This is a genomic window from Pedobacter hartonius, assembly GCF_900107535.1.
In the GTDB taxonomy this organism is placed as follows: domain Bacteria; phylum Bacteroidota; class Bacteroidia; order Sphingobacteriales; family Sphingobacteriaceae; genus Pedobacter; species Pedobacter hartonius.
The window spans coordinates 491,512-511,797 of sequence record NZ_FNRA01000001.1 but is presented as its reverse complement, the minus strand read 5'-3'; the positions used below and the strand labels follow the sequence as shown (position 1 = coordinate 511,797).

Sequence of the window (20,286 nt, the reverse complement as noted above, 5' to 3'; positions counted from 1 at the left end):
ATCATTATGAAACAACCCTATGCGAATTAAACAAATGAATTAAACGGGTTTGCCGGAAACTCTAATCAGTTCCCGGCTAATATAAAAACAAATCATTATGAAAAATTTCATTTTAACAGCAACAGTATTAGCCTTCGCAGGAATATCAACAGTAAAAGCATCAGAAATTAAAGCTCCAACAGCAATTTCCGTACAACAGGATAGCACTCAAAAAGTACCTGTTAAACTTGAAGAACTTCCTGCTCCAGTAACTACAACTCTAAAAGCCGATGCTTATAAAGAATGGGCTCCGACAGCAGCATTTTTAGTAACCAATGCTGATAAAACTACCTACTATCATATTGATGTTAAAAAAGGTACAGAAGTAGCTTTTATCAAAATCAATAAAGATGGAGTAGTAGTTCAATAAGCCTTATATCAACCATTTCATATAATAAGAGAAAGCCGGATTTATCCGGCTTTTTTTATATACAGGCTATGGCTTTTATTAACATTTTTTGTGGATAACTATTGTAATAGCTTATTATACAGTTTATTGTAGTGTGTATAAAGTTGCAGACAAATTGGGAAACGACCATTAACACATTGAGATCGTAACAGGTCTGGTGTTGGTTTCATTTTCTACTGAAATTCTCCGCATTGATTGTTGATAACTTGTTGGCAGGCATGCTCAGATTGTGAATTGCTGTTAGTCAACCAGCCGGAATGCGGGTATTAAGGTGCCGGCCCTACTGGCGAACAATTCTTATTGACATCTTATTCACATTTTCGGTAACCACCTGTTAGTATATGTTGATTACGATCAGTGGGGAAAGGATCATGCAAAGCAAAACGCCGGTCCATTTACGGACCGGCGTGTTTACCAGTGTGTGTATGATTTGTTATTAACGGCCTCTTCCACCTTTTTGGCCCTGATTGTTGCCTTTTCCGTTACCATGGCCATTGTTATTGCCTTTATTGTTATTACGGTTATTATCAGTTGTGCCAGGTCTTTGAGTACCGCTGTTATTCCTGACATTAGTTGGTCTGCTGTTTCTTGCATTTGCGTATCTCGAATCCTTGCTATCCCTGATGTTACCCTGTTTTCCATTATAGTTTCTGTATTTACTATATTCTTTCACATGTGTCTGGTGAGATAAATAAGGTTTTGGAGTGTTCATCACTACTTTGTAAGAGTTGTACAGATCATATCCGCTGTATTTTGAGGGCAGGCTATTTCTCCATACCCAGCTTCCATTATTTAAATAAACATATTGTTTTGCTGGTACATTATAATAGGCATCCACATCCGGCAGGTAATAGTAGTCTACATGATCATATCCTGTAGGGCCCCATTGTGGCTGTGAACCGATATTGATATTCACGCTTACCTGTGCTTTTGTGCTTATGCTGCTTAACGAAGCTACTCCGAAGATGACAGCTAAAATAATTCTTTTCATTTGTGTGTTTGTTAGTTGTAGTGGTTATTCCAAACGATATGCCGGAAAATGGATTGCGGGTGATCTGAGGTGTGGAAAGGGTGTATGTGCCGACCAACACCGTACTCTTGTCGCCAGCAGGTTGGTTTGTATCGACGTCAGAAAAGCGGAAATGTTAATTAATGAATTGATTTTAATAATTTAGCGCCATGATTGACGTATCCTGCGCACTGATTACAGGCCACAATGGGAAAGTTTTAGTTGCCCAGCGAAGTTCTGTAATGCGGCTGCCTTTAAAATGGGAGTTTCCGGGCGGTAAAGTTGAGCCTGGTGAAACACCTGAAGAATGCCTTCTGCGGGAGCTCGCTGAAGAATTGGGTGTGGTTGTGGAAATCGTAAAGGCAATGGCTCCTCATGAGCATGCTGAAATACGTCTGATCCCCTTTGTTTGTGTGATCAGATTGGGGGAAATAAAGCTGGCTGAACATGCTGCCTTCCGCTGGCTGGGACCTGATGAGATGAATACGGTTGATTGGGCAGAGGCTGACATTCCCGTTGTTCAGCAATATCTTGACGGCCTTAAAGGAACATAATGTTCTGCTATCAAAACTTATTGATCAAAGTAGTGTTGTTCCTAAAATTTAAATTATGAACTCTTTCTTCAAAACAATCATTGCCGGCTGGGGAGCTAAAAAATTAGGTGGCGGCTGCTTATCTACCATATTGATCTTCGTACTGATCTATGTAGCCCTCGGACAGTGCAGCAGAACACCGCAACGCTCAGTATTACTGCAAAAATCTGTACCAGCTATCGAAAGCAGGAAAATAGGATAAAACAAATTTAAGATGATACCGGTATGCTGTAAAAATGAAACGGGGAACATCCAGGCGGATGCTCCCCGTTATCTAATTAACGCTCTCGGATATAAGACGCTTAAAAATTCTGTTTATTGTATGTGCCCGAAATAAATTTCAATAATTAATTTGCGCGGAAGGAAGCTGTGGGTTTGGCCAGTTCATATCTGATCCAAAAATCAGAGGACTTTGCGCTGCCACCGGTACTGTCACCTCCCATGCCGCCACGCATACCACCGCCATGTCTTCCACGATCACCACCATGGTGACATTCCCCCTCCTCCATCCATACCGCCGCCACTCATACCTCATAATTTAACTATGCGGTTAACAAAGGGCGAAAGCGGTTTTCATTTCATGAAAAGGTGTTTTTTGATTTAATGGTTTAATTTCCGGTAATGTTTATTAATTTAGGAATTAACTTTCGCGAGATATGAAATTACGTTGCGTCCTCATTTTATGGCTATTTACACTCAGTTCCTTCGCCCAGCAAAAGGGACGGATTCTGGTGAGCGACCTGTACCAGATCAAAACTGCCTCTAACATAAAATTTTCACCTGATGGAAAATGGTATATCTACAGTGTGCAGTCCATTGTTGAAAATGATACCAAAAATGGAGAATACGATTATCGCACGCAGTGGTTCCTGGCACCCTCGGATCTGAGCTCCCCGCCACGCGCCATCACCGATGCTAAAGAGATGACCGCCGGAGCATGCTGGTCTGCCGACGGCAGGCAGCTGTTTTTTACGAGGCTGGTGAAAGAGAAACCGCAGGTGTTTAGTCTCGCGATGAATGGGGGAGAAGCAACACAATTGACAGATTTCCGCTATGGTGCCACCAATCCTAAAATAAGCCCGGACGGCAAAACCCTTATTTTTTCAGCCGCTCTCAATACCGACGAGCTGCTGAGGGATTCAGTATTGAATACTGGTAAGGCTTTACCTTCGTGGAATCTGGAGAAGCCGGGTATGAATACCCCTGCGGTATATCAAAATCATGCAAAAGGAAATGCCGATGGCAGCCTGGAGGAGATCAGGGCATACCTGCAGCAGAATGAGAAAGATAAAAAAGCCAAGGTTTTTAACCGCCTTAACTTTCAGGGAGAAGCGGCTACAAACCCTGAGCTGAAGTACATGCAGTTGTTTACCTTATCATTGTCAAAAACGGATGCAGCTCCGGTAGCACTGACCACCGGATTTTACAGTTATAGTCTTGCAGACATCAGTCCCGATGGCAAATTCCTGCTGATCAATGCAGATCTGAACCCCTCTCAGCACCCGGACAGGTCTCAGGAATCTGCGATTTACCGACTATCGATTACCGGGGGAACGCCGGAATTGATTTTACGCGGACCGGATCAGCGCTTTTCTGCGGAGAGTATCTCGCCGGACGGAAAATGGTTGAGCTGCCAGGTGCAGTCATCAAAGGGAGTAAACCTGAGCAGGACATTTATTTATAATTTTACTACCAAAGAAAGGGCAGATGTTCCGATTGAACGTAATGCCAACGCCCTTACCTGGAGCGGGGACAGCAAGTTTTTGTATTTTCTTGCCCAGTCTAACGGTGGAAGTGTATTGTACAGGTATAACCTTTCCGGCAAGCGGGCAATACGCCTGTCAGACTTTGATAGTGGCATTGTCTCATTTGATGTCAGCAGATCCCGGCTGGCCTATGTAAAACTCAATGTGTCTGATCCTTCAGAAGTATATGTTGCAGATTTGCAGAATAAATCTCCTAAAGTGATCAGTAAGCTGAATACAGGATGGCTTGCAGCAAGGCAGCTGAGTTATCCTGTAAAAAAGGCCTTTACCAATGAGCTTGGAATGCAGGTAGAATACTGGGTGATGAAACCCTCCGGAATGGAGAGCGGCAAGAAATATCCCATCATGCTGGAAATCCATGGTGGCCCGGCAGCAATGTGGGGGCCGGGAGAAGCGAGCATGTGGCATGAATTTCAATATTATACCGGCCTGGGTTACGGTGTAGTGTACAGCAACCCCCGCGGATCGGGAGGATATAGCGAAGCATTTCTGCGCGGGAACGTGAAGGACTGGGCTGAGGGGCCAACACGGGATGTGCTGAAGGCACTGGACCTGACCATCGCCGAGGGCTGGGCAGATACAACCAGGCAATTCATCACCGGCGGATCATATGCCGGTTATCTTACTGCATGGATAGTTGGGCATACAAACAGGTTCAGGGCAGCATGCGCGCAGCGTGGGGTATATGACCTGACCACCTTCTTTGGCGAAGGCAATGCGTGGCGGCTGGTGCCTAATTATTTCGGGGGATACCCCTGGGACAGTAGTGCTGCTGCACTGCTTAAAGCACAATCGCCATTTACCTATGTTGACAAGATCCATACACCGGTCATTATCTTTCATGGAGAAACTGACCTCAGAACAGGAGTGATCCAATCCGAAATGATGTACAAGGCCTTAAAGGTATTGGGCAGGGATGTAGAGTATGTAAGGCATCCCGGAGCTACACACGAACTGACACGTTCGGGAAATAACAGGCAGCGTGTTGATCAGATGTTGAGAACCATGGAGTTCTTCGAACGGTATAAATAATGATAAAAAAAGTAACCGCTACCTATAAACAGTCATTTTCTGGATTAAGCCGCGAAACATGGGTGTTGAGTATTGTAATGTTCATCAACCGGAGCAGCAGTATGGCCGTACCCTTCATGAGCTTATACATGACGCAATATCTGCACAGAGCTCCTTCTGATGCGGGGCTGATCATCACGCTGTTTGGGCTGGGTTCTATTGCCGGGGCTACGGTAGGAGGAAAACTGACTGATGTAATAGGCTTCAGATCGGTACAGATCTATTCTTCTGTCATAGGAGGGGTGTTTTTTATTTTATATTCAACCATTACCCAATTTAATATCCTCTGCCTGTTCACCCTGCTGATCAGTTTCTTTTCTGAGGCCTTCAAACCCGCAAACTATGCTGCAATCACCAGTTACGCTGCTCCGGGTACCGAAACGCGTTCTTTTTCGCTGAACAGGCTGGCAAATAATATGGGGTTTGCCATTGGCAGTGCCATAGGAGGTATCGTGGCATCTTTTAGTTACCCGATGCTGTTTATTGTAGACGGCAGCGTAAGTATTCTGGCGGGAATAGCATTGTTGTTCTTTCTGCCTGTTCTTCATGTCCTTCCTAAAACGGTGGCCGAGAAGATTAGAAACTCTGCGGTGCTCAAACCCTGGAAAGATGTGCTGTTCGTTAAATTCCTGCTGCTGAATATCATGCTGACAATCTGTTTCTTCCTGATGTTCAGGGTTGCGCCTCTTTTTTATAAAGAAATATGGCATATTGATGAATTCTGGATAGGTCTTATCCTAGGCTTAAACGGACTGATCATTGCACTTTTTGAGATGGTGATGGTCAGCAAAATTGAAAATAAACGGTCACCGATCCAATATATCATCATGGGTGTGTTATTGATTGCTGTTGCCTATTGCATCTTGCTGCTGCCCGGAATCACACCGATAGTTGCGGCTATACTGGCCATCATTGTATTTACCATTGGCGAAATGCTGGCTTTACCTTTTATCAACACTTTTGTGATGAGCCGTACCAATGACCATAACAGAGGACAATATGCTGCGGGTTATACTATGAGCTGGTCCATCTCACAGGTGATCGGTCCGTCTGCAGGTTTTTATCTGGCAGAAATGTATGGCTATAACTGGCTATGGACCGGGCTGATCGTACTGCTGCTGGTATGTGCATGGGGATTTAAACTTCTTGGCAGGAATATGGACTAAATTTTGCTGTAAAGCGATGTTATCAACTGAATACGAACAAAAGCTCACAACCATAAAAAAAACAATATGAAACGTAATGCAACAGCCGTTTGGAATGGCACGATCAAAGAAGGTAAAGGTCATTTAACTACAGACAGTACTGTACTGAACCAGACACAATATTCATTCGCCAGCCGTTTTGCTGATGGAATCGGTACCAATCCTGAAGAATTAATGGCAGCTGCCCATGCAGGCTGTTTTACCATGAAGCTAAGTCTTGACCTGACCGAAGCTGGTTTTAATCCTACTTCATTGGAAACTAAAGCTACGATCACTTTAGATACCAACACAGGAACGATCACTACGTCTAACCTTGTACTTACAGCAAGTATTCCTGATATCACTGAAGAACAATTCAGGGAAATTACAGCAGGAGCAAAAGCAAACTGTCCGGTAAGTAAAGCTTATAATCTGGATATAACGCTGGACGCAAAATTGGTATAATACCTATGGAACATGATGCGGTGTTGAAAATCCTTGCTAAAAAAGGATTATCTTAGGTCATCTATAGCATAAAGTCTAAGGATCATCTGGCTTCGCTGAAAAAAAAGAATACCTCTTTCGATGCTGTATGCTGCTGAAGCGCAGCAGAAGGCATCGAAAGAGGTATTCTTTTTTTTAAAAGATTATCTGTAGCGCAGTGTTTATGGATCTTCTTAATCTCAGATCATCTGTAGCGCGGTGGTTATAGATGATCTCCTGTAATTTCTAAAAAAAAGAGTTATGCTCAATTCCTGCTTAGTTGTTCTTTCGCGCAGCGAATTAATGCAGCAGGAATTGAGCATAACTCCTTTTTCAAAATTAGATCATCTCCGGTAATCAACAACAATGCTACAGATGATCTATTCCATTGCCGCCATGTTGCGGATTACCTGGTCAAGTTCCTTTGCACTTTCATTGATCATATTGATCATATCTTTCAGCTCAGGATTGACATCCATTGATTCGAGCAGGACACTGAGCCCCATGATATTTGCTATTGGTTTTCTCACCACGTGAGATTGTATATAATTGATCTGGGCCAGGTTATACTGTGTTTTTGTCAACGACTCCTTCGTGTCCTTCAGCTCGTTGCTATTGAGGACCAGTTCGGTGATGTCATGTCCGACACAAAACATTCCGGCCGGTATGTTATGGTCGTCAAACATGGCTTTGTATTCCCACTTTGTGACCACGTATCCTCCATGTCCGTCGTGTTTCCTGATGATGGCAGGAAAGACTTTGTCAGGATTTGAAAAAGCAAGTTCAGATACTGACTGACAAACCCAGGTGTCATCAGGATGTATTGTAACCGAATAATGTTGACCTACAAGGTTGCCGTGAATATTGTTAAAAACCTGTTGATACCTTTTATTGACATAAGAATATTTGCTGTCCATACCTACGCTTATTAAATAATACATAGTAGAATCGTCGAGTAATTTCTTTGTTTCTTCAAATTCTGGCATAAACGGATTGTATTATAATGAATCTCTATTATATTACACAATAAATGTGAAAATGTTTGATCTTCAAGAAATACAATAGTGTTCTAAAGCTGCAAAATTTATTCCTTGGGCTGGTAGATCATGTTTCTTACAATAAGGAAAACGACGAAGGCGGCCAGCATGACGATCATAATTTCGGAAGCGCCAACGTTGACGCCACCTACCATAAAAAGGAATGTGCTCATAGGTTTGTTTTTTTGCGGGGTGATGAAGCCCTCTTTAAGATGAATATATAGATTAAATGATGAAACCAACTTTAAATTTTAATCTTTAACCAAACAATACAGGCTTTCATTCCTTTTTACAGTATAGATTTCTAAAGAAGTAAATTATGGACAGATTGATAATAGAATCAATATTGGCTGATGTTGATGAAATATATTTTTCAAATGACAGTCAGAACCCGGAGTTAAACCCGTCGATTGTACTTGGATTCAAAGCCGGGAATGCTGATCAGGTAATCAATGCTTTCGGGGCATTGAAGAATGTGGCGCAAAACAGCAGGGTAGAGCTGATCATTTGCCGCACGCTGGTATCAGGAATTTATGACCTCGAAATTAAAACCGATGCACTGGATGAACCTGTGAGGATCCTGAATAAGGTAATTTCCAACGAAATGCTGACGCAGATCGAAGAGCAGTTACATCAAAGCAAACAGATCGTATTGGGTACCAATGTCTCTGAAGAAGAGAACTGGATCACGGTCAGTGAAGCTGTGGTAAAGGAATGCGCTATCAAGGAAAACTAAAAAAAAAGCCCCAACGGAGCTTCTAAAAGGATTTTTAATTTCTAAAAAGAGAAGTCGTCATTTTGGCTTTTGCCGGCCGCTTCGTGGTTCTCAGAATATTCGTAGCGCTTTTCAACTACTTCCTGATGAGTCTTAATGTAATCTACCGTTTCGTTTAAACCTTCCGCAAACTTTTCGAAATCCTCTTTATAAAGGAAAATCTTATGTTTTACAAATACACCGTCTTCCAGTCTTTTCTTGCTTTCAGTCAGGGTTAAATAATAATCGCCTGAGCGAGTAGCTTTAACGTCGAAAAAATATGTTCTCTTACCGGCCCTTACTTTCTTAGAAAAAACCTCTTCTCTCTCTTTGTTGTCAAATTCTCCCATGTTTGGTATTACTGTTGGTTTTGGTTCGGGTAAATATAAACTATTAATCAGTAAAGATCAAAATAGAAATTAAAGAGATTTATTTTCTTCTTCCAATAACTGGTTCTGAAACATTTCCTCATAGATGCCGTGGAGCTCTATAAGTTCGTCGTGTGTACCCTGTTCTGTGATTTTACCGTCCTCTAAAACAATGATCTTATCGGCCTTTCTGATCGTGGAAATCCTGTGCGCGATGAGTATACTGGTCTTTCCCTTCATCACGTTGCCCAGGTTATTCAGTATTTCTTCTTCCGTTCTGGTGTCTACTGCTGACAGGCAATCGTCAAATATCAGAATCTTAGGTTCCTTAATTAAGGCTCTGGCAATAGATACACGCTGTTTTTGTCCACCGGAAAGTGTAATTCCCCGTTCTCCTAACATGGTGTCAAACTTCAGCTCGAAATCCATGATGTTGTGGTAAACGGCTGCATTTCGTGCAGCTGTTTCAATCTCCGCATCTGTAACTTTGTCCAGGCCAAAGGCAATATTATTCCTGATATTATCTGAAAAGAGAAAAACTTCCTGCGGTACAAAACCTACCTGGTTCCTGAAAGAATTCAGGTTTATTCCGGGCAGCGGCTCTCCGTCAATGGAGATCTGTCCTCTATCTGCATCATACATTCGCATGATCAGGTTGGCAAGTGTGGATTTTCCCGATCCGGTACGGCCAATGATCGCTACAAACTGACCGGCTCCGATGTCAAAGGATATATCTTTCAGCGCCTCGATGCCTGTATCCTGGTAAGTAAAACTTACTTTATCGAAATTTATATTTCCACTGAGTTCTCCCAGTGAGATGTTTCCCGAACGGATATCTGGTTGAAGTTCAAGGAACTCATTGATTCTTTTCTGTGAAGCGGCTGCCCGCTGGATCAGCGTGGTTACCCAGCCCAGCATGGTAACGGGAAAGGTAAGCTGGTTCACATAAACGATAAACTCAGCAATGTTGCCAGCCGTAATTGAGCCTTCGAGTACCTGTTCACCCCCTACATAAACAGTGAGGATTGTACTCAGTCCCACTAAAAGCAGCATGGTAGGGTAGAAGAGTGCCTGTACGCGGACAAGGCTCATGGCATTCGACTTATAGTCGTCACTTTCCCCGGCAAATATTTTTCTTGTATAATCTTCGCGTACATAGGATTTTATTACCCTGATGCCCGAAAACCTTTCCTGTACAAAGCTGGAAAGGCGCGAAAGCTGTTCCTGAATCTGCTCGCTCTTATTATTGATCTGGGTATTCACATAATAAATGATGATCACCATCACCGGTAATGGCAAAAGGCAGAATGTTGCAAGTTTTGGATTTACGGAATACATGGAACTCACGATCAGCAGGAAGAGGACCAGTGTATTGATGGCATACATAATTGCAGGGCCTACATACATCCTTACCCTGTTCACGTCTTCCGTTGCCCTGTTCATCAGGTCGCCGGTATTGTTACGTCGGTAAAAGCCAAGGCTCAGCTCCTGGTAATGGGCATAGATCTCGTTTTTCATGTCAAATTCAATATGCCTTGACATCAGTATGAGTGTCTGCCTCATGAAAAAGAGAAACAGCCCCCTGATCAGGTAAAGGATGAGCACCAGTGTACCGAAATAGAACAGGCTATAGCTAAAGATGTCATAGATGACCTGCTGCCTTTCGAAACCATCAAATAATCTATAGATCTCTATGTTTTCTGTGATCAGGTTAAATGCATGGCCAATCACCTGTGCGGGAATTACCCCGGATATGTTGGAAATGATGACGAAAAACACCCCCGGCACAATCCACCATTTATATTTATAAAAGTATTTATTTAAGAAAAGAAGGTGCTTCATGTGGGGGCAAAGTTAGCCAATTGATAAGGGTTTTTGAAAACTGTTTCGTTAAAACAATGTAATTAATCTTTTTTATCATTAGTTTTGCGAACTGTCTGATAAACGAAATCATATGTCTGTTAAGAGTTCTGTGGTAACCTCAATTTTAGATCAACTAAGTGCATTAGGACATAAAAAAGTAGTGTATTGTAGTGATCCCGATACAGGTTTAAAAGCCATTATTGCTATTCACGACACCACACTCGGTCCTGCTTTGGGTGGTACACGTATGTGGAATTATGCTACCGAAACAGAGGCGCTGGAAGATGTTCTTCGCCTGTCCAGAAGTATGACCTATAAAGCTGCCATTACTGGGTTAAACCTTGGTGGCGGAAAAGCTGTTATTATCGGCGATTCCAGAAAAGGAAAATCTGAGGCAATGATGCGCAGTTTTGGCCGTTTTATTAAAAACCTCAACGGGGAATTTATCACCGCCGAGGACGTAGGTACAACGACGAAGGACATGGAATACATCAGCATGGAAACTACACATGTTACAGGTGTTCCTGAGTCGATTGGCGGTATGGGAGATCCATCTCCGACAACGGCAAAAGGTATTTTCCTGGGGATGAAAGCTTGTGTTAAAGAAGTATTCGGAACCGACATGATGGCCGGCCGCTCGGTGGTGGTGCAGGGAATAGGTAATGTGGGCGAGCATCTGGTAGAGCTGTTGAGGAAAGAAAATGTAGAGGTCTTTATCAGTGACATCAATGAAGAACGTTTACACCAGGTGGCGCGGAAATATAAAGCAAAACCTGTGGAGGCCGATAAGATCTTTGGACTGGATGTAGATATCTACGCCCCATGTGCATTGGGGGCAACGGTGAATGACAAGACCATTCCGAAGATGAAGTTTGCCATTATTGCCGGCTCGGCCAATAACCAGCTGGCAGATGAGCAGGTACATGGTGCGCTGCTGCTGGAAAAAAACATTTTGTTTGCTCCGGATTACCTGATCAATGCAGGAGGGCTCATCAACTGTTACTCTGAGCTGACGGGTTATGGTAAAAAACGAACGATGCAGCTGACAGAAAATATCTATGATGCTACGCGCAACGTCATTAAACTGTCGAAGGCAGATAATATCCCAACTATCCTGGCGGCAAACAGGATCGTTGAACAAAGAATAATTGATATCAAGAAGATAAAATCATCATATTAATAACCGGTAAATTACCAACTCGTTCTTACATTCATGTTAAATAGAAGGCACTTAAGAATTAAAGCTCTGCAAAACATTTTTGCATGGCAAATGACTGAAAAGAAGGATCTGACTTCCGCAAAGAAGGAACTGATGCTCAGTATCGATAATGTTTATGAAATGTATGTCAGAATGCTGGCATTACTTTCTGAGATTACCGAATATACTGAAATTGACGCAATAGAAAGAGCAAACAAGCACTTTCCAACGGCAGAAGATCTGAATCCTAATAAGAAGCTGCTGACCAACAGGTTTATTGTATTGTTACAGCAGAACCCGGAGTTTAAGGCTGCAGTAAACAAATACCAGATCAACTGGCATGCCGATCCTGAGTTTATCAAAACTATCTACAACAAGTTAAAGTCTACTCCCGAGTATATGGCTTATCTGAATGATTCGGATGAGAGCCTGGAGGGATCAAAAGAAATTATCAAATTCATTTTCAGAAAGGTCATACTTAAAAGCCAGAACATCATCCAGGCTTTTGAAGATAAGTTTATCAACTGGTCGGTAGATAAGGAAGTGATGCAGGGAATGGTAGCAAAGACCTTAAAGAACTTTACCTCGGAAGATCCCTTCAAAAACAAACTTACCCCAATCAGTGCAGACTGGAAAGAGGATGGTAAATTTGTGGAAGACCTGTTTGTATATACCCTGAAAAACAACAATGAGTACCAGGCACTGATCGCTGAACGTACCAAGAACTGGGAATCTGAAAGGATTGCACTGATGGATACGATCTTAATGAAGATGGCCATTTGTGAACTGATGAACTTTCCGTCCATTCCGGTCAAAGTAACTATAAACGAGTATCTTGACTTGTCGAAAGATTACAGTACCCCGAAAAGTAATTCATTTATTAACGGTATATTAGACAAAATTTTGAGCGACTTAAAACGTACCAACAGTATCAAGAAAATAGGTCGCGGATTAATAGAAGAATAAACATGAGGAAATTATTTATACTGTTTTTGGCTGCAGCTTCATTGAGTGCCTGTCAGCAATCCAAATCTGCAGGTTCTGCAGACAGTACTGTGGCTACAATGCCTCCGGTTGCCGCTGCAAACGCAGCTGTGATCAGCTTTGAAAGTGGCATGTACAACTTTGGCAAAATCAGGCAGGGTGAAAAAGTGAACCATGAGTTCAAGTTTAAAAATACAGGAAAAAGCCCACTGATCATTACCAATGCCACTGCTACCTGCGGTTGTACTACTCCTGGCATTCCGAAAGCACCGATCAAACCAGGTGAAGCCGGCGTGATCAAAGTTGTTTTTAACAGTGCAGGTAAATCAGGAATGCAGGACAAGATCGTGACGATCACTTCTAACGGTAACCCCGCTACAACTGAGGTGCACCTGATCGGTGAAGTAAACGAAAATGCTGCACTATAATTGATAATAATACACAAACAAATAATATGACATCTACAGTAATTTTACAGGCAGCCGGCGGAAGCAGTATGTTAAGTACATTGGTTCCAATGGTATTGATCATGGTAGTTTTTTACTTCTTCATGATCAGGCCACAGGTTAAAAAAGCAAAAGATCACAAGAAACTTGTTGCTGATCTAAAAAAAGGTGATAAGATCGTTACTACGGCTGGTATTCACGGAAGAATTGTTGATATGAACGAACTTACCTTTCTGATTGAAGTTGAAGGTGGTACAAAGATCCGTTTCGATAAAAGTGCTATTTCTTTAGATGCCACAAAAGCCTCTACGGAATTGCCTAAAGCTTAATCTATTGATTTACAAATAAAGCCGCTCCTTAATTTGGTGCGGCTTTTTTGTTTTATTAAATTTGTTTACTTTACAGCCATGCCTTTTATTAGACTTACAAAAATTGAGCGAAAGCGCTTTTTGGTATTGATCACCTGTATCCTGCTGGCTATTGCAGGATGGCTTTTTCTGGCGTTGAACAATAAGTACGTTTATACCGCAAAAACGGTACTGGTGTATAAGAATTTTCCTCAAAAAAAAGCTTTTCACCCATTACAGTCAGACACGGTTGACCTTTTGGTAGAAGGAACCGGCTGGCAGCTGCTGTTTGCACGCCTGCGCGTGAGTCCTCCCTCCATAAACATCAGTCTCGATAAACTGAATAACAGAAATTATATACTTTTTTCGGAGCAGTTGTACAGTGTGAATAACCAGCTGGAAACCTCACAAAAGATCATTTCTGTACGCCCTGACACACTTTATTTTGATTTCTCCAAAAGAACCGTGAAAAGGGTGCCGGTGAGGCTGGTCTCCAATTTAACTTTTGCCAAGCAATATGGTGTTTCTGATGATATAGAGTTCAGTCCTGACTATGTAACTGTATCGGGCCCGCAGGAGGAGCTGGAAAAGATCAGGGAGTGGAAAACGGATACCTTGAAAATGCGTGATATCCAGGGTCCTTCCGTTTCCCGGATAGCCATGAGGCCAAACCTGCAGAAGAATGTGAATATATTTCCTTCTACCATAGAAGTAAAGCTGCCCGTGGATGAGTTTACAGAGAAAACGCTGGAAGTACCTTTAAAAATATTAAATAACGGCGAATATTATAACGTAAAGCTGTACCCCAAGAAGGTGAAAATCACGTTTATGGTGGCGCTGTCCAGCTATCAGCAGGTAAATGAAGATTTTATTGAAGCCGCAGTTGACCTGAATGAATGGAAGCTGCAAAAGCATGACCAGCTGAGCATTAAGCTGACCCGCTTTCCGGACTATTGTAAGAAAGTGAAGCTGGTTCCGGAAAAGGTTGATTTTATTATTGAAAAGCAATGATGAAGATTGGTATCACCGGTGGAATAGGAAGCGGGAAAAGCACTGTCTGCTATGTGTTTGAGCATTTGGGTATTCCTGTATTTTATGCTGATACGGTCGCAAAAGAGATTATGGTTACTGACCCTGTGCTTACAGCGGGTGTCATGGAGGCTTTCGGTGCCGAAAGTTATGATGCGGCAGGCAGGTTAAATAACAAACATATAGCAGGCATCGTTTTTAACAACAGTACTGAGCTGGCCAGGCTCAATGCACTGGTCCATCCGGCAGTCTTCAGGGCTTTTGACCTGTGGCTGGAGGCATTACCGGCGAATGTACCCTATGTACTCAAAGAGGCCGCCTTACTGTTTGAAAGCGGTTCTTACCAGGCCTGTGACAAAACCGTGCTGGTCACCTCGCCGTTGGAAACGCGTTTAAGACGGGTAATGGAACGGGACGGGGCAACAGAAGAGCAGGTACTGGCACGGATGAGTAAGCAGTGGAGCGACGATGAAAAATTGAAAATGGCTGATTTCCTGATCAGGAATGACGAAAGTCAGTCGGTTATACTCCAGGTGATGGAGCTGCATCACCAATTTATATAGATAAACATACCAGATGATATTAGATGATTTTTTGGTTCCAACCAAAATAGGGCTGTTTTGCGCCTATGGAAATTTTTACCTGGATCCAAAGGAAATAGTGAAGGATGCGGTGATCTCACATGCACACGGAGATCATGCCATCAGCGGGAACCTGAATGTTTATTGTACACAGGCTACCTCGTTATTTATGAAACAGCGTTACAAGAAATTTGCTGGCGGTGAATTTCATATCCGGTCTTTTCATATGCCGTTTACGTTGAATGATGTAAAGATTAGTTTCGTACCTGCGGGGCATATGCTTGGTTCTGCCCTGGTATTAATGGAATACAAGGGTATACGGTATCTGTATACAGGGGATTATAAGCTGCAGCCGGATGATACCTGTGAGCCGATAGAATTTGTACAGGCCGATGTACTGATTACAGAGACTACCTTTGCTAATCCAGACACCAGTCACCCGGATGCGGTGACGGAGATTCAGAAACTGAACTCTACACAGAGCAACATTATGCTGGGGGCCTATGCCCTGGGCAAGAGCCAGCGTTTGATCCGCCTGATCAGTGACCACTGTCCAGAAAAACGGATACTCGTACACCATAGTATACTTCCTTTCGTTAGAGTATATGAGGAAATGGGAATTGATATGGGCAGGTATGAGGTGTACGACAGAAAGGTAATGAAGGCAAATCTGAGCCAGATGATTTACCTGGTTCCGCCTCTTGTATACAGGAGTTATATCAAAGCAGTAAACGTGATCAGGGTGTTTGCAACGGGTTGGAAACATTTACAAAACAATAATGAGTTACAGTTGTATATATCAGATCATGTTGACTGGGAAGATATAATTTTAACCATTGATAAGGTGAAGCCATCGCAGATATGGACCACACATGGTAGCGGAATTCAATTGAAAAGTTATTTTCAAAACATTTTGGACGTTAAATTGCTTAACTGATGGAAGAATTTTCCGATTACTATTTTAACAAAGAGGGGTTGATGGTTTTTACGGAGTCATTCCATCTTAGACGTGGTTATTGCTGTAAAAATAAATGCAAGCATTGTCCCTGGAAATACGGTAAAGAAAAAATTAACAATACTCAAAAGAAAAGCAGTTGATAATCATTAGATAAATTAAGTAATGTTAAAAGAAACCAAAGCTCCCCGTTATGAAAGCGCATTTCACGAGGTTATTGTGAACGTATCTTTTACACACAATTGGTGTAACGATAAAGTTAAGCAGGCTGTGTCGCCATACGATATTACCTCACAGCAATTTAATGTACTGAGAATCCTGCGCGGACAATTCCCTAACCCATCAACCATTAACCTGATTAAATCCAGAATGCTGGATAAAATGTGCGATGCCTCCAGGATCGTAGACAGGCTGGTACAGAAAGGTATAGTCATCAAAAATGTCAATAATTATGACAAGAGGGCTGTCGATATTTTAATTAATGACAAAGGGCTGATTCTGTTGAAAAAAATAGACAATGAAGTCAGCCTGTCAGGAATCCTTTCTTCAAATATTACACAGGAAGAAGCGGAACAGCTGATCACATTGCTGAATAAAGCGAGGGGAAATATCTAGTTCCCTTCTTTTCCTTCATATGCCGCTAAGTTTAATGATGTGCTGAAAGATAAAAGCCGATTAAAGCAATGCTGATGCCCAGCAACACAGCGATCATTTTTCTTTTTGATACTTTATGATCTACACTGGACTCAAACAAAATGGTGGTTGATATATGAAGGAATATGCCGATCACAATACCCATCATTTTGTTGAAATAAAGTTCAATCCCGCCAATACTTCCGTTGCTGATGCCATAGCTTAATAAAAAGCCAAGTGGAGCCATCAGGGCAAATATGCCGAGGTAAATGACAATTCCCCTGAACTTGAAATTGTTTTGCAGCAGGATGCTGGATAAAGCAAAGGCTGCAGGAATATGGTGCAGGGAGATACCGAAGATCAGGGCATTGTGCTGGTCGGCGGCCAATGGCATCCCCTCCAGGAAGGCATGCAGGCATAAGCTGATCATGATTCCATACGGAAAGGAATGTCCCTCACCATGTTTATGGATATGCCCATGCTCAACGCCTTCAGAAAACTGTTCCAGAAAGATCTGGAGTAAGAAACCGATCAATATGAAGATTCCGATCTCCGCATGGTCAGGACCGCTGTATGCGTCCGGAATAAGATGCAAAACGGTGATTGCAAATAAATAGGCCCCGCTAAAAGAAAGAATCAGTTTGAGCAGCTGCGATTTGTCGCTCTTTACCAAAAATATGGATAAGCCTCCCAGAAAGGCGCATAAAAATAATACAAGGAGCTTCCAGAATTCCATTATATCGCTGTTACCTGTGTTTTTTTATAGATTGCTGAAACTACAAATCCGACCGTAGTTCCCAGTGCCGCTCCTGCAACGGTATCCAGCGGGTAATGAACACCTACATAGATCTGCGCAAAAGAAATGATAAATGCCCATGCAAGCCCCAAAGGCAGGATGGGTTTCCATTTCGGATAAAATACCATGATCAGAAATATCGCGATGCCGAAATGATTGGTGGCGTGTGCCGAAGGGAAGCTATACCCCGTTCCGCAGGGAACGCGGTGGATAATCTCGTTTGCCAGATTGAGATCATTGCAGGGTCTCAGGCGTGCAACGAAGGGTTTGATCAGCCTTGAAGAGACCAGGTCTCCGAGCGCAAAAGTGAGCAGCACCCCGCCGATGATGTACCAGCCCCCTTTCTTGTATTCCCTGAAGCAGAAAACGATGATAAAAAGGTACAGGGGCGACCAAAAATAGCGGTTTCGCACCAATGGCATCAGCCAGTCGAAAAAGCCATTGGAAAGCCCTTTATGTATCTTCAGAAAAAGGGCTATATCAAAATTATATAAGCTCTCTATCATGTTTTTTGGCAGATGAGGACCAGTCTCTCGGATTGAATAGCATCAAAAGGGTCAAGATTGTAACTGCCGAAAGTTGCGCTGATGGTCAGCCCGCTTTTTTCGAACATGCGCTCAAAATCGGTAAGTGTAAAAGCCTGTACCCGTTCTTCAAATGCAAAGTGCTTGTTCTTATGTTCAAAATTAATATGTTTAATGATCTTGCCTTCGGAGACAAACTTATGGATATCGAATTCTATGCCTTCAATAGTTTTGGTTTCTCTCTGCGTAAGATTCTTCAGGATCTTTTGTGTATTGAAATAATCAATGACCAGTTTACCGTCATCTTTAATACTTTTTCTGAAAGATTTCAGCGCATTGACGTGATCTTTTTCCGTTTCAAAATAGCCAAAGCTGGTAAACAGGTTCATTGCAATATCATAGTAATTGATATAACCCAGCCTGCGCATGTCGTGCACAAAAAAATGAAGGTGTTTCTGCTCAAACTGTTTTGCATATTTTATGCTTTGTTCAGAAAGGTCAATTCCCGTCACGTCAAATCCTTTTTTATTCAGATAAACAGCGTGGCGTCCCCTCCCGCAGGCGATATCAAGGATCCTGGAATGCAGGGGCGGTTTAAGGTATGCAGTTAAATTATCTATCAGAAATTCGGCTTCTTCATCGTTACGCTGACTATATAAAATATGATAATATGGAGAGTTAAACCAATACTGAAACCACTTACGCTGCATAAGGAACTTATTTATAAAATGCAAATATAGTAAACGGGTCAGATATTCAGATCAATTCGGTTTAATTGGTATTCATTCTTAATTTTTTGTATTTTTGAAAAACAAAATTTACAACAATTGACACTTATAAAATCTATCTCCGGCATCAGGGGAACCATAGGTGGAAAGGCCGGTAACGGCCTGACACCAATTGACATCGTAAAGTTTACCGCAGCCTATGGCTCATGGGTAATCCGCAATACGAACATAAAAAAAATCATACTGGGGCGTGACGCACGTATTTCGGGTGATATGGTCAATAATTTAGTTACCGGAACGCTGCAGGGGCTGGGTATCGAAGTGATCGATCTTGGCTTATCTACTACGCCTACCGTAGAGATCGCTGTTCCTATGGAGAAGGCAGGTGGGGGAATTATTCTCACGGCCAGTCATAACCCCAAACAATGGAATGCATTAAAGCTGCTCAATGAAAAGGGCGAATTTATCAGTGATGCCAATGGCAAGGAAGTGCTGGAAATGGCAGAAAAAGCTGAATTTGAGTTTGCCGATGTGAATGATCTTGGAAAGGTGATCTATGATGACAGCTATCTGCAGAAACATATTGATGCAATTCTTGCGCTTCCGCTCGTTGATGTGGAACTGATCAGAAAGGCTGAGTTTAAAATTGCGATCGATTGTGTGAATTCAACAGGAGGAATCTTTATTCCGGCATTATTGAAAGCACTGGGCGTAAAAACTGTGTTTGAATTGTACTGTACACCAGATGGCGAATTTCCGCACAACCCGGAGCCACTCCCTGAAAACCTGACCGAAATTTCCAAAGTGGTGCAGAGTAAACAGGCAGACCTGGGTATCGTTGTTGACCCTGATGTGGACAGGTTGTGTTTTGTCTGTGAGGACGGATCTATGTTTGGCGAAGAATATACGCTTGTAGCGGTGGCTGACTATGTACTGCAGCATACACCTGGCAACACCGTTTCTAATTTGTCATCAACCCGTGCCCTGAAAGATGTAACGCTGAAGGCAGGAACTGAATATAATGCGGCAGCAGTAGGTGAGGTGAATGTAGTAAACCAGATGAAGGCCAGCCATGCGATCATCGGCGGTGAAGGCAATGGGGGGATTATTTATCCGGAATTACATTATGGCAGGGATGCCCTGGTAGGAATTGCCCTGTTCTTAACGCATCTTGCGAAATTCGGCAAATCTGTATCCTTGCTGAAAAGTAGTTATCCAAACTATCATATTTCTAAAAATAAGATTACACTTACCGAAGAAATGGATATTGATGCTTTGCTGCTGAAGGTGCAGGAGAAATACAAAAACCATCCCAGCAGTACGATTGACGGGCTGAAAATTGAATTTGATAATGAATGGGTACATTTGCGCAGGTCAAACACAGAGCCGATCATTCGTATTTACAGTGAAGCAGAGAATGAAACTGTAGCTGAAGGCCTTGCCAATAAGATCATATCAGACATAAAAGAAATATTAAAATTGAATTAAT

At 42.4% G+C, this 20,286-nt stretch carries 26 protein-coding genes; 17 read left to right on the top strand and 9 right to left on the bottom strand.

The window, feature by feature from the left end; genetic code table 11:
- Positions 1–97 precede the first annotated feature (97 nt).
- A complete protein-coding gene (locus BLW16_RS02325) occupies positions 98–409 on the top strand; it encodes a hypothetical protein (RefSeq protein ID WP_090554758.1) in 312 nt (103 codons plus the stop codon).
- A gap of 475 nt (positions 410–884) precedes the next feature.
- Here the strand turns inward: BLW16_RS02325 and BLW16_RS02320 are convergent, their stop codons facing one another.
- A complete protein-coding gene (locus tag BLW16_RS02320) occupies positions 885–1,439 on the bottom strand; it encodes a hypothetical protein (protein WP_090554756.1) in 555 nt (184 codons plus the stop codon).
- A gap of 188 nt (positions 1,440–1,627) precedes the next feature.
- Here BLW16_RS02320 and BLW16_RS02315 point away from each other — a divergent pair, with 188 nt between their 5' ends.
- Entirely contained in the window at positions 1,628–2,011 is a 384-nt protein-coding gene (locus BLW16_RS02315; protein ID WP_090554754.1) for a (deoxy)nucleoside triphosphate pyrophosphohydrolase, read from the top strand.
- A 55-nt stretch (positions 2,012–2,066) separates the two neighbouring features.
- Complete coding sequence (locus BLW16_RS02310; protein WP_090554751.1) at positions 2,067–2,252, top strand: hypothetical protein; 186 nt, start codon at positions 2,067–2,069, stop codon at positions 2,250–2,252.
- Between the two features lie 145 nt (positions 2,253–2,397).
- Here the strand turns inward: BLW16_RS02310 and BLW16_RS23135 are convergent, their stop codons facing one another.
- The gene (locus BLW16_RS23135; protein WP_175470456.1) at positions 2,398–2,574 is read right to left on the bottom strand and encodes a hypothetical protein; all 177 of its coding nucleotides are present in this window, start codon (positions 2,572–2,574) and stop codon (positions 2,398–2,400) included.
- Between the two features lie 132 nt (positions 2,575–2,706).
- On the opposite strand from BLW16_RS23135, the gene BLW16_RS02305 reads away from it, so the two are divergent.
- The 3 genes from BLW16_RS02305 to BLW16_RS02295 all read left to right on the top strand — a co-directional run bounded on the left by BLW16_RS02305 (position 2,707) and on the right by BLW16_RS02295 (position 6,536).
- Positions 2,707–4,848, top strand: coding sequence for a S9 family peptidase (locus BLW16_RS02305; protein WP_090554749.1), 2,142 nt, complete (start codon positions 2,707–2,709; stop codon positions 4,846–4,848).
- Positions 4,848–6,053, top strand: coding sequence for an MFS transporter (locus tag BLW16_RS02300; protein WP_090554746.1), 1,206 nt, complete (start codon positions 4,848–4,850; stop codon positions 6,051–6,053). The genes BLW16_RS02305 and BLW16_RS02300 overlap by 1 nt, the downstream gene beginning before the upstream one ends.
- A 66-nt stretch (positions 6,054–6,119) precedes the next feature.
- Complete coding sequence (locus tag BLW16_RS02295) at positions 6,120–6,536, top strand: OsmC family protein (protein WP_090554743.1); 417 nt, start codon at positions 6,120–6,122, stop codon at positions 6,534–6,536.
- Between the two features lie 398 nt (positions 6,537–6,934).
- Here the strand turns inward: BLW16_RS02295 and BLW16_RS02290 are convergent, their stop codons facing one another.
- Complete coding sequence (locus tag BLW16_RS02290) at positions 6,935–7,540, bottom strand: hypothetical protein (RefSeq protein ID WP_090554741.1); 606 nt, start codon at positions 7,538–7,540, stop codon at positions 6,935–6,937.
- Between the two features lie 98 nt (positions 7,541–7,638).
- The gene (locus BLW16_RS23825) at positions 7,639–7,764 is read right to left on the bottom strand and encodes a hypothetical protein (RefSeq protein ID WP_262497141.1); all 126 of its coding nucleotides are present in this window, start codon (positions 7,762–7,764) and stop codon (positions 7,639–7,641) included.
- Between the two features lie 146 nt (positions 7,765–7,910).
- On the opposite strand from BLW16_RS23825, the gene BLW16_RS02280 reads away from it, so the two are divergent.
- Positions 7,911–8,327 carry a hypothetical protein gene (locus BLW16_RS02280; RefSeq protein ID WP_090554736.1) on the top strand — a complete coding sequence of 139 codons (417 nt, stop codon included), beginning with the start codon at positions 7,911–7,913 and terminating at the stop codon, positions 8,325–8,327.
- A 41-nt stretch (positions 8,328–8,368) separates the two neighbouring features.
- On the opposite strand, the gene BLW16_RS02275 is transcribed toward BLW16_RS02280, so the two are convergent.
- Positions 8,369–8,695, bottom strand: coding sequence for a DUF3276 family protein (locus BLW16_RS02275; protein WP_090554734.1), 327 nt, complete (start codon positions 8,693–8,695; stop codon positions 8,369–8,371).
- Between the two features lie 69 nt (positions 8,696–8,764).
- Positions 8,765–10,555, bottom strand: coding sequence for an ABC transporter ATP-binding protein (locus tag BLW16_RS02270; protein ID WP_090554732.1), 1,791 nt, complete (start codon positions 10,553–10,555; stop codon positions 8,765–8,767).
- A 112-nt stretch (positions 10,556–10,667) separates the two neighbouring features.
- Between BLW16_RS02270 and BLW16_RS02265 the strand changes: the two genes are divergently transcribed.
- The 9 genes from BLW16_RS02265 (at position 10,668) to BLW16_RS02230 (ending at position 16,731) form a co-directional block, all read left to right on the top strand.
- A complete protein-coding gene (locus BLW16_RS02265) occupies positions 10,668–11,756 on the top strand; it encodes a Glu/Leu/Phe/Val family dehydrogenase (RefSeq protein WP_090554730.1) in 1,089 nt (362 codons plus the stop codon).
- Between the two features lie 90 nt (positions 11,757–11,846).
- Positions 11,847–12,740, top strand: coding sequence for a transcription antitermination factor NusB (gene nusB / locus BLW16_RS02260; RefSeq protein ID WP_245735104.1), 894 nt, complete (start codon positions 11,847–11,849; stop codon positions 12,738–12,740).
- Between the two features lie 2 nt (positions 12,741–12,742).
- Positions 12,743–13,186 carry a DUF1573 domain-containing protein gene (locus BLW16_RS02255; RefSeq protein WP_090554726.1) on the top strand — a complete coding sequence of 148 codons (444 nt, stop codon included), beginning with the start codon at positions 12,743–12,745 and terminating at the stop codon, positions 13,184–13,186.
- A 26-nt stretch (positions 13,187–13,212) separates the two neighbouring features.
- Positions 13,213–13,533 (top strand): preprotein translocase subunit YajC, encoded by a 321-nt coding sequence (yajC, locus tag BLW16_RS02250; RefSeq protein ID WP_090554724.1) that lies wholly within the window; start codon positions 13,213–13,215, stop codon positions 13,531–13,533.
- Between the two features lie 78 nt (positions 13,534–13,611).
- On the top strand, positions 13,612–14,562 hold the full coding sequence (locus BLW16_RS02245; RefSeq protein ID WP_090554722.1) for a CdaR family protein: 951 nt from the start codon (positions 13,612–13,614) through the stop codon (positions 14,560–14,562).
- Complete coding sequence (gene coaE / locus BLW16_RS02240) at positions 14,559–15,143, top strand: dephospho-CoA kinase (RefSeq protein ID WP_090554719.1); 585 nt, start codon at positions 14,559–14,561, stop codon at positions 15,141–15,143. Before BLW16_RS02245 ends, coaE begins: the two co-directional genes overlap by 4 nt.
- A 13-nt stretch (positions 15,144–15,156) precedes the next feature.
- Positions 15,157–16,098, top strand: a complete 942-nt coding sequence (locus BLW16_RS02235; RefSeq protein WP_090554716.1) for an MBL fold metallo-hydrolase — start codon at positions 15,157–15,159, stop codon at positions 16,096–16,098.
- Positions 16,098–16,259 (top strand): DUF5522 domain-containing protein, encoded by a 162-nt coding sequence (locus tag BLW16_RS23130; RefSeq protein ID WP_175470455.1) that lies wholly within the window; start codon positions 16,098–16,100, stop codon positions 16,257–16,259. The genes BLW16_RS02235 and BLW16_RS23130 overlap by 1 nt, the downstream gene beginning before the upstream one ends.
- Positions 16,260–16,281: 22 nt before the next feature.
- On the top strand, positions 16,282–16,731 hold the full coding sequence (locus BLW16_RS02230) for a MarR family winged helix-turn-helix transcriptional regulator (RefSeq protein WP_090554713.1): 450 nt from the start codon (positions 16,282–16,284) through the stop codon (positions 16,729–16,731).
- A gap of 31 nt (positions 16,732–16,762) precedes the next feature.
- Here BLW16_RS02230 and BLW16_RS02225 read toward each other — a convergent pair whose 3' ends face one another.
- Genes BLW16_RS02225 through BLW16_RS02215 form a run of 3 tightly spaced genes read right to left on the bottom strand, consistent with a single transcriptional unit; the run spans position 16,763 to position 18,779 of the window.
- Complete coding sequence (locus tag BLW16_RS02225) at positions 16,763–17,485, bottom strand: ZIP family metal transporter (protein ID WP_090554710.1); 723 nt, start codon at positions 17,483–17,485, stop codon at positions 16,763–16,765.
- Positions 17,485–18,051, bottom strand: a complete 567-nt coding sequence (locus BLW16_RS02220) for a phosphatase PAP2 family protein (protein WP_090554707.1) — start codon at positions 18,049–18,051, stop codon at positions 17,485–17,487. Before BLW16_RS02220 ends, BLW16_RS02225 begins: the two co-directional genes overlap by 1 nt.
- Entirely contained in the window at positions 18,048–18,779 is a 732-nt protein-coding gene (locus BLW16_RS02215; RefSeq protein WP_090554705.1) for a class I SAM-dependent methyltransferase, read from the bottom strand. The genes BLW16_RS02220 and BLW16_RS02215 overlap by 4 nt, the downstream gene beginning before the upstream one ends.
- A gap of 117 nt (positions 18,780–18,896) precedes the next feature.
- Here BLW16_RS02215 and glmM point away from each other — a divergent pair, with 117 nt between their 5' ends.
- Positions 18,897–20,285, top strand: coding sequence for a phosphoglucosamine mutase (gene glmM, locus BLW16_RS02210; protein WP_090554703.1), 1,389 nt, complete (start codon positions 18,897–18,899; stop codon positions 20,283–20,285).
- Position 20,286 lies beyond the last annotated feature (1 nt).

Excerpts from the sequence above, each read along its gene's own strand:
- BLW16_RS02300 (WP_090554746.1), top strand. The coding sequence starts at position 4,848 with ATGATAAAAAAAGTAACCGCTACCTATAAACAGTCATTTTCTGGATTA.
- BLW16_RS02290 (WP_090554741.1), bottom strand. The coding sequence starts at position 7,540 with ATGCCAGAATTTGAAGAAACAAAGAAATTACTCGACGATTCTACTATG.
- coaE (WP_090554719.1), top strand. The coding sequence starts at position 14,559 with ATGATGAAGATTGGTATCACCGGTGGAATAGGAAGCGGGAAAAGCACT.
- BLW16_RS02270 (WP_090554732.1), bottom strand. The coding sequence starts at position 10,555 with ATGAAGCACCTTCTTTTCTTAAATAAATACTTTTATAAATATAAATGG.
- BLW16_RS02235 (WP_090554716.1), top strand. The coding sequence starts at position 15,157 with ATGATATTAGATGATTTTTTGGTTCCAACCAAAATAGGGCTGTTTTGC.
- BLW16_RS23825 (WP_262497141.1), bottom strand. The coding sequence starts at position 7,764 with ATGAGCACATTCCTTTTTATGGTAGGTGGCGTCAACGTTGGCGCTTCC.
- BLW16_RS02320 (WP_090554756.1), bottom strand. The coding sequence starts at position 1,439 with ATGAAAAGAATTATTTTAGCTGTCATCTTCGGAGTAGCTTCGTTAAGC.
- BLW16_RS02230 (WP_090554713.1), top strand. The coding sequence starts at position 16,282 with ATGTTAAAAGAAACCAAAGCTCCCCGTTATGAAAGCGCATTTCACGAG.
- BLW16_RS02325 (WP_090554758.1), top strand. The coding sequence starts at position 98 with ATGAAAAATTTCATTTTAACAGCAACAGTATTAGCCTTCGCAGGAATA.
- BLW16_RS02280 (WP_090554736.1), top strand. The coding sequence starts at position 7,911 with ATGGACAGATTGATAATAGAATCAATATTGGCTGATGTTGATGAAATA.
- BLW16_RS02275 (WP_090554734.1), bottom strand. The coding sequence starts at position 8,695 with ATGGGAGAATTTGACAACAAAGAGAGAGAAGAGGTTTTTTCTAAGAAA.
- yajC (WP_090554724.1), top strand. The coding sequence starts at position 13,213 with ATGACATCTACAGTAATTTTACAGGCAGCCGGCGGAAGCAGTATGTTA.
- BLW16_RS02255 (WP_090554726.1), top strand. The coding sequence starts at position 12,743 with ATGAGGAAATTATTTATACTGTTTTTGGCTGCAGCTTCATTGAGTGCC.
- BLW16_RS02265 (WP_090554730.1), top strand. The coding sequence starts at position 10,668 with ATGTCTGTTAAGAGTTCTGTGGTAACCTCAATTTTAGATCAACTAAGT.
- nusB (WP_245735104.1), top strand. The coding sequence starts at position 11,847 with ATGACTGAAAAGAAGGATCTGACTTCCGCAAAGAAGGAACTGATGCTC.
- BLW16_RS02225 (WP_090554710.1), bottom strand. The coding sequence starts at position 17,485 with ATGGAATTCTGGAAGCTCCTTGTATTATTTTTATGCGCCTTTCTGGGA.
- BLW16_RS02220 (WP_090554707.1), bottom strand. The coding sequence starts at position 18,051 with ATGATAGAGAGCTTATATAATTTTGATATAGCCCTTTTTCTGAAGATA.
- BLW16_RS23130 (WP_175470455.1), top strand. The coding sequence starts at position 16,098 with ATGGAAGAATTTTCCGATTACTATTTTAACAAAGAGGGGTTGATGGTT.
- BLW16_RS02305 (WP_090554749.1), top strand. The coding sequence starts at position 2,707 with ATGAAATTACGTTGCGTCCTCATTTTATGGCTATTTACACTCAGTTCC.
- BLW16_RS02245 (WP_090554722.1), top strand. The coding sequence starts at position 13,612 with ATGCCTTTTATTAGACTTACAAAAATTGAGCGAAAGCGCTTTTTGGTA.
- BLW16_RS02315 (WP_090554754.1), top strand. The coding sequence starts at position 1,628 with ATGATTGACGTATCCTGCGCACTGATTACAGGCCACAATGGGAAAGTT.
- BLW16_RS02310 (WP_090554751.1), top strand. The coding sequence starts at position 2,067 with ATGAACTCTTTCTTCAAAACAATCATTGCCGGCTGGGGAGCTAAAAAA.
- BLW16_RS02215 (WP_090554705.1), bottom strand. The coding sequence starts at position 18,779 with ATGCAGCGTAAGTGGTTTCAGTATTGGTTTAACTCTCCATATTATCAT.
- BLW16_RS02295 (WP_090554743.1), top strand. The coding sequence starts at position 6,120 with ATGAAACGTAATGCAACAGCCGTTTGGAATGGCACGATCAAAGAAGGT.